The organism is Vibrio wakamikoensis (assembly GCF_050337275.1).
Classification (GTDB): Bacteria; Pseudomonadota; Gammaproteobacteria; order Enterobacterales; family Vibrionaceae; genus Vibrio; species Vibrio chaetopteri.
The window spans coordinates 15,704-28,056 of sequence record NZ_JAKJST010000049.1; the positions used below are offsets into that span (position 1 = coordinate 15,704).

Sequence of the window (12,353 nt, forward strand, 5' to 3'; positions counted from 1 at the left end):
AGTAATATGAGCTTATTAGATGTAAAAGATCTGCGTGTCGAATTTACCACGCAGGACGGTATTGTTACCGCGGTTAACGACCTCAACTTCTCACTGAACCAAGGCGAAACGCTCGGTATCGTAGGTGAGTCAGGTTCGGGTAAATCTCAGACTGTATTCTCTATCATGGGTCTGCTTGCGAAAAACGGCATCATCTCTGGTAGTGCTAAGTTTGAAGGCAAAGAGATCCTTAACCTGCCTGAGAAAGAGCTAAACAAGGTTCGTGCAGAACAAATCGCGATGATCTTCCAAGATCCAATGACCTCGCTAAACCCTTACATGAAGGTGAGCGACCAGTTGATGGAAGTACTCATGCTTCACAAAGGCATGGGCAAAGCAGAAGCATTCGAAGAGTCAGTTCGCATGCTTGAAGCCGTTAAGATCCCTGAAGCGCGTAAGCGTATCACCATGTATCCGCATGAGTTTTCAGGCGGTATGCGTCAGCGTGTAATGATTGCAATGGCGCTACTATGTCGTCCAAAGCTTTTGATTGCCGATGAGCCAACAACGGCACTTGATGTAACCGTTCAAGCACAGATCATGGATCTTCTGAACGAGCTTAAATCAGAATTGAATACCGCAATCATCATGATCACCCACGACCTGGGTGTGGTTGCAGGTTCTTGTGACAAAGTACTAGTGATGTATGCGGGTCGTACTATGGAGTACGGCACAGTAGATGAAATCTTCTACAACCCAAGTCACCCATACGCAGAAGGTCTACTAAAAGCGATCCCTCGTTTGGATACTGAAGGTGAAATTCTACCAACGATTCCAGGCAACCCACCTAACTTGCTGCGCCTACCACCTGGCTGTCCTTACCAAGAGCGTTGTCACCGTGCAACACCTCAGTGTAGCGTAGAAGCACCAAAGCTAGAGAACTTTGGTCAAGGTCGTCAACGTGCGTGTTTTTCTGATTGGGAGGCTTGGGCCAAATGAATGCAATGACAAATAACAAAGAACTACTTCTAGACGTTAAAGAGCTTAAAGTTCACTTTAGCATTGCTTCCAAGTCTGCATGGCCTTGGAGCAAACCTGCCAACCTTAAAGCGGTAGACGGCGTGAATGTTCGTTTATACGAAGGCGAAACGCTAGGCGTAGTAGGCGAATCTGGTTGTGGTAAATCGACATTTGCGCGTGCCATCATCGGTCTAGTTGAAGCAACAGACGGTGAAGTGATGTGGCTTGGTCAAGACCTGACTAAGATGCGTGAAGTTGAGCGTCGTAATACGCGTAAAGAGATCCAAATGATATTCCAAGATCCTTTGGCATCGCTTAACCCGCGTATGACTGTCGGTGACATCATCGCTGAACCGCTAGAAACCTTCTATCCAGAGCTTTCTAAAGAAGAGGTCAAAGACCGTGTTCGTGAAATGATGACTAAGGTAGGCCTACTACCAAACGTTATTAACCGTTACCCACACGAGTTCTCTGGTGGTCAGTGTCAGCGTATCGGTATCGCTCGTGCGCTTATTCTAAAACCTAAGATGATCATCTGTGACGAGCCTGTATCGGCACTGGATGTATCGATCCAGGCTCAGGTAGTTAACCTTCTCAAAGAGCTACAAAAAGAGTTAGGTTTGAGTTTAGTTTTCATTGCCCACGATTTGTCGGTAGTAAAACACATTTCTGATCGCGTATTGGTGATGTACCTAGGCAACGCTGTAGAGTTAGGTGAATCTGAAGCACTGTTTGCAGATCCTAAGCACCCATACACGCGTGCGCTGATGTCAGCAGTACCTATACCTGATCCTAAGCTAGAGCGCTCTAAGACGATTCAAATGCTGGAAGGCGATCTACCTTCACCAATTAACCCACCATCGGGTTGTGTGTTCCGCACGCGCTGTCCACAAGCGACAGAGCAGTGCGCACAACAAAAACCAACAATACAGGGAACGGACGTACACGCAGTGTCGTGCCTAAACGTAACTGTTTAGAGTATCCCAGTAATGTAATAGCAAGGAAAAGCCTTAATCATTTGTGTGTGAGTGGTTAGGGCAGCTATTTTCAGCCTGTGACGGGCCTAAGCGCGACGAGATGTTTGGTCGCGCTTTTTTTGTATCTGAAATCCGGAAACCATTTCCTATATCACTAGTTATTCAAAGAATTTGAACGACATAGTTAAACCCTTCCTATCAAGTTCCAACTTGCTTCGCTCTATACTTTGAATCATCAAATGATAAAGAGGAACAGAGTCATGGGGAAATTAGTAGAAGGTGTTTGGCACGATGTTTGGTATGACACCAAAGCCTCTGGTGGTAAATTTGTCCGTGAAGACGCTGGTTTTCGCAACTGGGTTGAGAATCGAGCGGATGCTGAGTTTCAACCTGAATCTGGCCGTTATCATCTTTATGTGTCGTTAGCGTGTCCTTGGGCACATAGAACTCTGATATTCCGTTCACTTAAGGGGCTTGAGCCGCATATTGATGTCACTGTCGTTTGCCCCGATATGCTATCAGAAGGCTGGGCGTTTGGTCTTCCAGAGCCTCTGTTTGGATTCACCAAAATGCACCAGGTGTATACTCAAGCGAAGCCTGATTATACTGGTAGAGTTACTGTGCCTGTATTATGGGATAAGAAAACCAACACCATAGTAAGCAACGAATCTTCTGAAATTATTCGAATGTTTAACTCCGCGTTCAACGAATTAACCGGAAATCATGACGACTACTATCCAGAATCACTGCGTGCTGGCATTGATCACTGGAACGAGTTTGTCTATCCCAACATCAACAATGGCGTGTATCGCTGCGGTTTTGCCACCTCTCAAGATGCTTATGAAGAAGCATTCCATAGCTTGTTTGATGCTCTAGATAAGATTGAAGAGCACCTAGCAACGTCGCGTTATCTCGTCGGTGATCGATTAACCGAGGCCGATTGGCGCTTGTTTACTACCTTGGTTCGCTTTGACGCTGTATATGTTGGTCACTTCAAATGTAATAAAAAACGCATTGCGGATTACTCGAACATTCAAGGCTATCTAAAAGAGTTGTATCAAGTCGAAGGGGTGAGTGCAACAACCGATATGTATCATATCAAGCGTCATTATTACTTTAGTCACACGGGAATTAACCCAACGCAAGTAGTGCCGCTTGGGCCTGAATTGGATCTCGATTCACCACACGGGCGTGAATCCATAGGTGGATAGAGTCGTTGTTGGGATGTTTGAGTTATTTACTATTTACTGTAGTTGAATTAGCCAACAGCAGAAACGAAAAAACCGACTCAAGCGAGTCGGTTTTTCTTTTGTATGGTGGGGGGGGACGGATTCGAACCATCGAAGGCAGTGCCGGCAGATTTACAGTCTGCTCCCTTTGGCCACTCGGGAACCCCCCCAGGGGTTTTATACTTGGTCGATGTTTTCCCAACGCGTCGATTCAAGTTGGYTAGCTGAYATCRTCAACTAACAAAATRTGGTGGGGGGGGACGGATTCGAACCATCGAAGGCAGTGCCGGCAGATTTACAGTCTGCTCCCTTTGGCCACTCGGGAACCCCCCCAGGGTTTTATACTTGTTTGATGTTTTCCCAACACATCCCTCAAGTTCGGAGCGCATCATAACAAACTGCGTATGACTGTAAACTCTTTTTTGCTGATTTTGAACTGAATGGTGCCTTTTTGGGCAGAGACGGCTAAAAAGCGTGTTTTTAGTCATTATTATTTAAACAGCAGGGAGTTATAGTGGTTCTACGCCAACACGGTTAAAAAAGATTAGCCACAATTGTAAATAGATTAGCGCGTTAACATTTACACTTCTTGACGTTATAGGGCGTATAACTCGCTAGAATATCCATAGTTTTTACACTAAAAGACACACACAATGAAAAATAAAACCATAATGGGTTTGCTGGCACTGTCTATTCTCTGTGTTTCACCAGCAACCTTAGCCAAAGGAAAGGCTGGCGCTAGGGCGGTTTCTGTCGTGACTGAGCAAGTTGCCATTCATCAAGTTTCCCAGTCACTGTCTCTTGTCGGCAAATTAGAAGCTGACGAATCGGTGATTATCTCTTCTGAAGTCAATGGCATTGTCGACCGCATTCAGGTTACCGCGAACCAAACCGTTGAAAAGGGACAACTCCTTGTCCAATTGAACGACGACAAAGCGCTCGCGGCGGTTGCAGAAGCAAGCGCTTACGTCCGTGACCAAAAGCGTATCCTTGCTGAGTTCGAACGCTTAGTTGATCGCAACGCGATTACCAAAACAGAAATCGATGCTCAGAAGGCCGCTGTTGATATCGGTAACGCGCGTCTAGATGCGGCTAATGCCAACCTCAACGATCTTTATATAGAAGCTCCTTTTGCAGGTACAGTGGGTCTTATTGATTTCAGCCGCGGTAAGTTAGTGAATGTAGGTACTGAATTGCTGACATTAGATGACTTATCGACGATGCAGCTCGATCTTCAAGTTCCTGAAAGCTATCTTCCAATGCTCGAGAGGGGTATGGATGTTACCGCGCTTACTGCAGCATGGGGCACTCGAGTATTCACCGGTAAAGTTGTTGCGATAGATACTCGCGTGAATCAAGAAACGCTGAACCTGCGTGTTCGTATTCATTTTGAAAACGAAGACAGCCGCTTAAAACCAGGTATGCTGGCACAGGCTCGTATGGAGTTCCCACCAATTGAAGCGCCAATTATCCCAGTTCAAGCATTGGAATATTCAGGCACTAAACGCTACGTGTATGTTGTCGACGATAACAATAAAGCCCATCGCACTGAAGTTTTCTTGGGCGCTCGTGTGGGTAACCAAGTTGTGATTGAGAAAGGGATTGAAATTGGTCAGCGCATTGTGGTGCAGGGCATTGTTAACATGCGCGATGGTGCTTCCGTCTCTGAAGTCAACGCGAATGGTGAGCCAAGTGCTGCTCGCATGAAAGGCAACAAAAAGCCAACGGATAAGGAAGCCAGCTAATGTTGTTATCTGATGTTTCCGTTAAACGTCCGGTAGCGGCTATCGTTCTGAGCTTGCTGCTCTGTGTGTTCGGTATCGTGTCGTTTAGCAAACTCGCCGTGCGAGAAATGCCGGATATCGAGAACCCTGTAGTCTCTATCTCTACTCGCTATGAAGGGGCGTCAGCCACTATTATCGAGAGTCAGATAACGTCGGTTATCGAAGACCAGTTATCAGGCATAAGCGGTATCGACGAAATTGAATCGACGACGCGCAACAGCATGTCCCGTATTACGGTGACGTTTGAACTCGGCTATGACCTAAACACGGGTGTCAGCGATGTTCGAGATGCGGTTGCTCGTGCGCAGCGCTCGCTCCCTGATGAAGCGGATGATCCGCTTGTTTTCAAAAACAATGGTAGTGGTGAGGCCTCGGTCTATATCAACCTTAGCTCATCGGAAATGGATCGTACTCAGCTGACCGACTACGTTAACCGCGTTTTGGTCGATCGCTTTAGTTTAATAAGCGGCGTGAGTTCTGTTGATGTTTCTGGTGGTCTATATCAGGTCATGTACATCAAACTGAAACCTGCCTACATGGCTGGGCGAGGTGTGACGACGTCTGATATTACCTCGGCACTGCGAACCGAGAACATTGAAAGCCCGGGTGGTGAAGTGCGTAATGATGCGACAGTGATGTCGGTACGTACTGCTCGTGCTTATAATACACCAATCGACTTTGAGTACTTGGTAGTAAAGCGAGCAAGTGACAATACACCTATCTATCTAAAAGATGTCGCTGATGTCTATGTCGGTGCCGAGAACGAAAACTCTACCTTTAAGAGTGATGGTGTCGTCAACGTCAGTATGGGTATCGTCCCTCAGTCTGATGCCAACCCGCTAGAAATGGCTGATCTTGTTCATAAAGAAGTTGAGCAGTTGCAGCAATTCCTGCCAAATGGCACTCGATTGGCTATCGATTACGACTCAACTGTTTTTATCGATCGCTCAATCTCTGAGGTCTACAACACGTTATTTATCACTGGCGGCTTGGTTATTCTGGTTCTCTATATCTTCATTGGCCAGGCTCGAGCAACGTTGATTCCGGCGGTGACGGTACCCGTTTCATTGATTTCATCATTTATCGCAGCTTATTTCTTTGGCTTCTCTATCAACCTGATTACTTTGATGGCACTTATTCTGTCTATCGGCCTAGTCGTGGATGATGCCATCGTTGTTGTCGAGAACATATTCCACCATATTGAACGTGGTGAATCTCCGCTGCTAGCGGCCTATAAGGGAACTAGAGAAGTTGGTTTTGCGGTTATAGCAACCACCTTGGTACTGGTGATGGTTTTCCTACCTATTTCGTTTATGGACGGGATGATTGGCTTGCTGTTTACCGAGTTCTCGGTGTTGCTAGCCATGTCGGTGATCTTCTCTTCACTGATTGCCTTGACGCTAACACCAGTATTAGGCAGTACGATCCTAAAAGCGAATGTTAAGCCAAACCGCTTCACACAGTTTGTCGATCGTGGCTTTAAAAAGTTAGAACGCGGTTACAAGCTGGCGTTGGCGAAAGCCCTCAAGCTTCGCTGGGTAGCACCGATTGTTATCATCGCTTGTGTTGGCGGCAGTTTCCAACTGATGCAACAGGTGCCTGCGCAGTTAACTCCATCAGAAGACCGAGGCGTAATCTTTGCCTTCGTTCGTGGTGCCGACGCGACCAGCTATAACCGTATGGCAGCGAACATGGACATCGTTGAAGAGAGGCTAATGCCTTTGCTTGGACAAGGCTTCTTGAAGTCGTTTAGTATTCAGTCCCCTGCATTTGGCGGTAATGCTGGTGACCAGACTGGTTTCGTAATTATGATTCTAGAAGACTGGAATGACCGAGATGTAACAGCGCTTGAAGCACTCGGTGAAGCTAGACAAGCACTTGCGGGTATTGCCGATGTTAAAGTTTACCCATTTATGCCTGGCTTTAGGGGTGGTTCTAGTGAGCCTGTTCAGTTTGTGATTGGTGGCTCAGATTACTCTGAACTACAAACATGGGCGGAAAAACTTGAGCAAGCAGCGGAAGAATCGCCATATATGGAGGGGGCAAGCACGAATTACTCCGAGAAAACTCCTGAGCTGGTGGTAACCATTGATCGTGAGCGTGCAGCTGAGCTCGGTATTAGTGTCGCAGATATTTCCGATACGCTAGAAATCATGCTAGGTGGTAAAACTGAAACGACCTATGTTGAGCGCGGTGAAGAGTACGACGTGTATTTGCGCGGCGATGAGAATCACTTTAATAACGCCAACGATTTAAGCCAAATCTACATGCGAACCAAATCCGGTGAGCTTGTTACACTTGATGCAGTGACGTCGATTGAAGAAGTGGCGTCCTCGACGCGTTTGTCGCACTACAATAAGCAGAAAGCGATTACCATCAAGGCTAACCTATCCGATGGTTACACCTTGGGTGAAGCACTGGACTTTATGGACAGTCAAGCTATTGAGATGCTGCCGGGGGATATCTCGGTGAGCTATGCTGGTGAGTCGAAAGACTTCAAAGAGAATCAATCGAGTATCTTGGTAGTCTTTGGTTTGGCACTACTGGTTGCTTATCTTGTACTTGCGGCTCAGTTTGAGAGCTTTGTGAACCCGCTAGTGGTGATGTTTACCGTGCCTATGGGTGTATTTGGTGGCTTCTTGGGTATGGTTATCATGCAACAAGGGCTAAACATCTATAGTCAGATCGGCATGATCATGCTTATCGGTATGGTAACCAAAAACGGTATCTTGATTGTTGAGTTTGCGAACCAGCTTCGCGACAAAGGCATTGAGTTTGAAAAAGCCATCATTGACGCTTCGGCGAGACGTCTACGTCCAATCATGATGACGGCCTTTACTACGCTAGCAGGTGCAATCCCGCTTATCCTTTCGACAGGGGCGGGCTATGAGAGCCGTGTCGCGGTAGGTACGGTCATCTTCTTCGGTATGGCGTTTGCGACCTTGGTTACCTTGTTCGTTATCCCAGCGATGTATCGTTTGATATCGGCGCGCACTCAATCGCCAGGTCACGTTGAGGCCGAGCTAAATAAAGCGCTTAGCCACGATGTGAAAGCGCGAACCAGTCATGGTGAGTTAAACGACGCATAGGTCATAAATGCCCAGTTTCGACTGGGCATTTTTTTGTTTGTTGGTTAGGATGGAGGAAGAAAAACCAACAATAAAAGGAAAGTAGAGTGGCTGATTTCAAATATAAAGATCTACCTCAAGAGCAACAAGATAAGCTCGACGCTGCGGTATTTCGTCGCCTTCTAGAGCACCTAGACAGCAATAAAGATGTGCAAAACATCGACCTTATGATTTTGGCAGGGTTTTGCCGTAACTGTTTTAGCAAGTGGTATAAAGCCGAAGCAGAAACCGCTGGATTGGACTTAGACATTGATGACGCTCGCGAACGTGTTTACGGTATGACTTACGATGAATGGAAAACCAACCATCAACCAAAGGCAACGCCAGAACAGCTAGCAGCGTTTGAAGCAAGACAAGCAAAGAAATAGTCTTGGTTTAGAAGAGACAAAAAAGCTTGGTCATTGACCAAGCCTTTTTTACGGAACGTCATCCCTGCGTAGGCAGGGATCTACTCAAAGCGAGTATGACTACAGCACCATCGCCGCAATCCAACCAAATACAATCAGTGGGATGTTGTAGTGGACAAAGGTCGGTACCACGGTTTCCCAAATGTGTTCGTGCTGACCATCTGCGTTTAGGCCAGACGTTGGACCTAAGGTTGAGTCAGAAGCTGGTGAACCGGCGTCACCGAGTGCAGCTGCAGTACCAACAAGGGCTACTGTTGCCATTGGCGAGAAGCCAAATGCAAGTGCTAGAGGCACGTAAATCGTTGCAATGATTGGAATCGTCGAGAACGAAGAACCAATACCCATAGTGACCAGAAGACCAACAATCAGCATTAGCAGTGCTGCAAGTGGCTTGTTGTCACCGATGCTTGTTGATAGTGCCTCAACCAGCGTTTCAACGCCGCCAGTTTGTTTCATTACTGCAGCAAAGCCTGCTGCTGAAATCATGATAAAGCCGATCATCGCCATCATGTGTACACCTTTAGTGAACACATCTTGCGTCTCTTTCCATGCGATCACGCCGCCGAAAGTGAACACCATGAAGCCAGCCAGTGCACCAATGATCATTGAGCCAGAGGTTAGTTGAACAGCGAGAGCCGCAACGATACCTGCAATTGCAATAACAATGTTCTTTTTGTTGATGTGCGAAGGCTCTTCATCAATTTGTGTTAGCTCGGTTTCTGCGTATTCGCGAGGCTTACGGTAGCTAACTAACACAGCCACTAGAAGACCGGTGATCATGCCAGCAGCTGGCAACAACATCGCCATTGGTACTTGTGACGCTGTTATTGACTCAAGGCCATTGTCGTGCAGGTTTTTAAGCAGAATGTTGTTTAGGAAGATACCACCAAAGCCAATAGGCAATACCATATAAGGCGTCACTAGACCAAAGGTCAGCACACACGCTACTAGACGACGATCCAGCTTAAGTTTTGCAAATACGCCTAACAAAGGTGGGATCAAAATTGGGATAAAGGCGATATGAACTGGAATAATGTTCTGAGACGACATAGTCACTAAGATAAGCGCAACAAGAACCGCATATTTAAGACCCGTTGTGCCTGCTGAACTCTCTTTGCCATGGATGCGTTTAATAACGCTCTGTGCAAGTAGATCAGTAATACCAGATTTCGAAATTGCGACAGCAAAGGTACCTAGCATCGCATAGCTAAGTGCGATAGTGGCACCACCGCCGAGGCCGCCTTCAAAGGCACTAACAGCATCAGTCAAAGACATACCAGATACGACACCACCAACAATGGCACTGAATGTTAACGCAACGACAACGTTAACGCGCATCAGTGCGAGCAGCAGCATGATGCAAACGGAAATAACGACAGGATTCATAATAATCTCTAAAAAATGTGTGTTTGTTTATTCTTGGTTGTCGTCAACAATCGGCCAGCCACCAAGAGCCTTCCATTTGTTGACGATTCGGCAAAACAGCTCAGCCGTCTTTTGAGTGTCGTAAAGAGCCGAGTGGGCTTCCTTGTTATCGAACTCCATTCCTGCGACTTTACAAGCTTTTGCCAATACCGTTTGACCAAAGGCGAGACCGCTCAAAGTGGCAGTATCAAAGGTAGCAAACGGATGGAACGGAACGCGCTTAAGTTTGGCACGTTCATTCGCCGCACTCACAAAACTGTGATCGAAGTTCGCATTGTGCGCCACCATGATGGCGCGACTGCAATCGTGTTGCTTTTGCTCTTTTCGAATCACTTTGTAGATCTCTTTTAACGCTTCTTGCTCCGACACCGCACCACGAAGTGGGCTGAATGGGTCGCGAATACCGTTAAATTCCAGCGCTTCCTTTTCTAAGTTCGCGCCTTCGAATGGTTCAATGTGATAGTGCATCACAGTGGCAGGTTCAAGGTTACCTTCTTCGTCCATCTTTAAAGTGATGGCACAAATTTCCAGTAACGCATCAGTGCTAGCATTAAAACCTGCTGTTTCCACGTCGACAACAACGGGAAAGTAACCACGGAATCGCTTTTTTAGGGTAAGTGCTTCGTTTTCTACAGACATGTTTGAGTTTTCAAGTGTGACGAAGCAGGCATTATTGCAGATTATGTCAGCATAAAAAACTAAACCGGGCATTTAATTTGCCTTCTATACGGCTATTGATAGCAAGCGCTCATGGCTTTGGTTCAATAACTAAGGTTCGTCTAAGATATTGGTTGAACAAAGTCGGTACAAAAAGTAGTCAGAGTCTAACTTGTCTGAGATGCGCCATCAGGAAACGAGCGCTTTGTTTTTCATAAGCGCTATGTTGGCGGGGAAATTGCAATAACCTATACGGAGATCCATCTAAATGCTTTGGCGGCAAGGACATGCCGCTAATGCAAATGCTATCGAGTTATCTATCTGTATGAAATTAAAAGCTTTACTTACCACATTACTCCTACCTACGCTGGCAATCCCAACGGCGGATGCGGCAATGGAAAAGCGCTATGTGGCAACGCCCACTCAGTCGCAGTGGGAAATGGTAAGTAACACACCGCTTGAGTGCCGCCTTGTACATCCGATCCCAAACTTTGGCGATGCGGAATTCGTCGCTCGCGCTAGCAAAAAGAAGAACCTTGATTTTGAACTTAAAATGCGCCGCTCGATGGGGGAAACGCGCAATGTAAGTTTAGTGTCGATGCCACCACCATGGCGTCCTGGTGACAGTGCTGACCGCATCACCAACTTGCAGTTCTTTAAACAGTTCGACGGTTACGTAGGTGGGCAAGCCGCTTGGAGCATCCTGAGTGAACTTGAAAAAGGTCGCTATCCAACGTTTAGCTACCAAGATTGGCAAAGCCGAGACGAGCGCATCGAAGTGTCACTATCTTCTGTGTTATTCCAGACTAAGTACAACGTGTTTAGTGATTGTGTCGCCAACTTGCTTCCGTACAGCTTTGAAGATATTTCTTTCACTATCTTGCACTATGACCGCAATAGTGAGCAGCTCAATAAGACCTCGCAACATCGTTTGCAGCAGATTGCTGAGTACGTGCGCTTTAACCAAGATATTGATTTAGTTTTAGTTTCTGCGTTTACTGATTCATCAGAGTCGAAGAGTGAAAGCCAGCAGTTATCGGAAAAACGTGCGACGATTTTACAGGACTACTTCCACTCTTTAGGGTTGCCGAAAGACCGCATTCAGGTGCAGGGTTATGGTAAGCGCAGGCCTATCGCGAGTAATGCATCGCCAGTGGGTAAAGCGAAGAACCAAAGGGTGGTGATTTCGTTTGGGCGGACTGAGGTGTAAGGTCTGTTTGTAATTGGAGATTCGGAAACCAGTGGTTGTGAGGCTGCTGGTTTTTTGTCAATGCAATTCGATGTTTCTGGTTTTGATTTTTTCAATACGAATAAAGCAATAAGTCTTTGAATTCTTCTAAGACGAGCGGATCATGAAAAAGAAATTAGGCCAAAAAAAATCCTCAAGCCGTGCTAGAGGAGCTTGTGTATCAGAGATGGGGTGTTGCTTACCTTTTTCACCTTTGCCTTTTGTAGTGGTTTAATGATCCCGGACACCAAATTAGGTGGTAAAGTCTCCACCGTAAATGAGGTGTTCAATGACAAAACGACAACGACGTACATTTTCTCCTGAGTTCAAAGTAGATGCCGCAAGCTTGGTTCTTGATCAAGGTTACTCAATATCTGAGGCGGCACGATCCTTAGATATCGGCGATACAGCCTTACGACGCTGGGTAGATCAACTAAAGATTGAGCGCGGCGGAGAAACGCCAGCGGTTAAAGCTCTAACGCCAGAACAGCAGAAGATCCAAGAGTTAGAAGCTAGGAT

At 46.5% G+C, this 12,353-nt stretch carries 10 protein-coding genes and 2 tRNA genes; 8 read left to right on the forward strand and 4 right to left on the reverse strand.

Annotated features, from left to right (window positions below; translation table 11 throughout):
• The first annotated feature begins 6 nt into the window (after positions 1-6).
• From L4C42_RS22885 to L4C42_RS22895, 3 genes are all read left to right on the forward strand, one after another.
• Positions 7-978, forward strand: a complete 972-nt coding sequence (locus L4C42_RS22885) for an ABC transporter ATP-binding protein (protein ID WP_353496690.1) — start codon at positions 7-9, stop codon at positions 976-978.
• A 5-nt stretch (positions 979-983) separates the two neighbouring features.
• Positions 984-1,976 carry a murein tripeptide/oligopeptide ABC transporter ATP binding protein OppF gene (oppF, locus tag L4C42_RS22890; protein WP_418642268.1) on the forward strand — a complete coding sequence of 331 codons (993 nt, stop codon included), beginning with the start codon at positions 984-986 and terminating at the stop codon, positions 1,974-1,976.
• 260 nt (positions 1,977-2,236) lie between these two features.
• The gene (locus tag L4C42_RS22895; protein ID WP_353496688.1) at positions 2,237-3,187 is read left to right on the forward strand and encodes a glutathione S-transferase family protein; all 951 of its coding nucleotides are present in this window, start codon (positions 2,237-2,239) and stop codon (positions 3,185-3,187) included.
• A gap of 103 nt (positions 3,188-3,290) precedes the next feature.
• On the opposite strand, the gene L4C42_RS22900 is transcribed toward L4C42_RS22895, so the two are convergent.
• Together L4C42_RS22900 and L4C42_RS22905 are read right to left on the reverse strand one after the other, a co-directional pair.
• Positions 3,291-3,375 (reverse strand) — tRNA-Tyr (locus L4C42_RS22900).
• A gap of 78 nt (positions 3,376-3,453) precedes the next feature.
• Positions 3,454-3,538, reverse strand: a tRNA-Tyr gene (locus L4C42_RS22905).
• A 320-nt stretch (positions 3,539-3,858) separates the two neighbouring features.
• On the opposite strand from L4C42_RS22905, the gene L4C42_RS22910 reads away from it, so the two are divergent.
• The 3 genes from L4C42_RS22910 (at position 3,859) to L4C42_RS22920 (ending at position 8,485) form a co-directional block, all read left to right on the forward strand.
• Complete coding sequence (locus tag L4C42_RS22910) at positions 3,859-4,950, forward strand: efflux RND transporter periplasmic adaptor subunit (protein WP_353496687.1); 1,092 nt, start codon at positions 3,859-3,861, stop codon at positions 4,948-4,950.
• On the forward strand, positions 4,950-8,078 hold the full coding sequence (gene vexH, locus L4C42_RS22915) for a vibriobactin export RND transporter permease subunit VexH (protein WP_353496686.1): 3,129 nt from the start codon (positions 4,950-4,952) through the stop codon (positions 8,076-8,078). Before L4C42_RS22910 ends, vexH begins: the two co-directional genes overlap by 1 nt.
• Positions 8,079-8,164: 86 nt before the next feature.
• Positions 8,165-8,485 (forward strand): DUF1244 domain-containing protein, encoded by a 321-nt coding sequence (locus L4C42_RS22920; RefSeq protein WP_042502329.1) that lies wholly within the window; start codon positions 8,165-8,167, stop codon positions 8,483-8,485.
• A gap of 99 nt (positions 8,486-8,584) precedes the next feature.
• On the opposite strand, the gene L4C42_RS22925 is transcribed toward L4C42_RS22920, so the two are convergent.
• Together L4C42_RS22925 and rnt are read right to left on the reverse strand one after the other, a co-directional pair.
• Positions 8,585-9,910, reverse strand: a complete 1,326-nt coding sequence (locus L4C42_RS22925) for a Na+/H+ antiporter family protein (RefSeq protein WP_353496685.1) — start codon at positions 9,908-9,910, stop codon at positions 8,585-8,587.
• Between the two features lie 27 nt (positions 9,911-9,937).
• Positions 9,938-10,588, reverse strand: coding sequence for a ribonuclease T (gene rnt, locus L4C42_RS22930; RefSeq protein ID WP_353496684.1), 651 nt, complete (start codon positions 10,586-10,588; stop codon positions 9,938-9,940).
• A 343-nt stretch (positions 10,589-10,931) separates the two neighbouring features.
• Between rnt and motY the strand changes: the two genes are divergently transcribed.
• Positions 10,932-11,816, forward strand: coding sequence for a flagellar protein MotY (gene motY / locus L4C42_RS22935; RefSeq protein ID WP_353496683.1), 885 nt, complete (start codon positions 10,932-10,934; stop codon positions 11,814-11,816).
• Positions 11,817-12,123: 307 nt separating this feature from the next.
• On the forward strand, positions 12,124-12,353 hold a 230-nt coding region (locus L4C42_RS22940), incomplete at its 3' end, for a transposase (protein ID WP_429761802.1).